Origin of the sequence: Bradyrhizobium sp. AT1 (assembly GCF_001590795.1) — a bacterium.
Taxonomy (GTDB): domain Bacteria; phylum Pseudomonadota; class Alphaproteobacteria; order Rhizobiales; family Xanthobacteraceae; genus Bradyrhizobium.
Genome location: NZ_JXDL01000001.1, coordinates 3520610 through 3521168, shown reverse-complemented (window position 1 = coordinate 3521168; position 559 = coordinate 3520610). Strand labels below are relative to the sequence as shown.

The 559-nt window shown below is 66.7% G+C and carries 1 protein-coding gene; it reads left to right on the top strand.

Annotated features, from left to right (window positions below):
* Window positions 1-559, top strand: a 559-nt coding sequence (locus SE92_RS16420; RefSeq protein WP_157095891.1) for an ATP-binding cassette domain-containing protein, incomplete at both ends; no start/stop codon positions are given.

The following is a 559-nucleotide window of genomic DNA, read 5'->3' as shown; positions in this document are numbered from 1 at the left end:
CCGCGCTGACGCTCTATTTCGGGGCGCATCACGTCATCGAGGGCAATCTGTCGGTCGGCGAGCTGATCGCATTCAACATGCTGGCCGGGCGGGTGGCGCAGCCCGTGCTGCGGCTGGCCCAGCTCTGGCAGGATTTCCACCAGGCGCGGGTCTCGATCGCCCGGCTCGGCGACATCCTCAACGCCGCGCCCGAGCCGATGTTCGATCCCTCGCGCGCGACGCTGCCGCCGATCAAGGGCGAGGTGACCTTCGACCATGTCAATTTCCGCTACCGGCCGGATACCTCGCTGGCGCTGCAGGACGTCTCGCTCAAGGTGCTGCCGGGGCAGGTGATCGGCATCGTCGGCCCTTCCGGTTCCGGCAAGTCGACGCTGACGAAATTGATCCAGCGGCTTTACGTGCCGGAGGCCGGCCGCATCCTGATCGACGGCATCGACCTGACCGTCGCCGACGTCGCCTGGCTCCGGCGCCAGATCGGCACGGTGTTGCAGGAAAACGTGCTGTTCAACCGTACCATCCGCGAGAACATCGCGCTGTCCGACCCCGGCATGGCGATGGA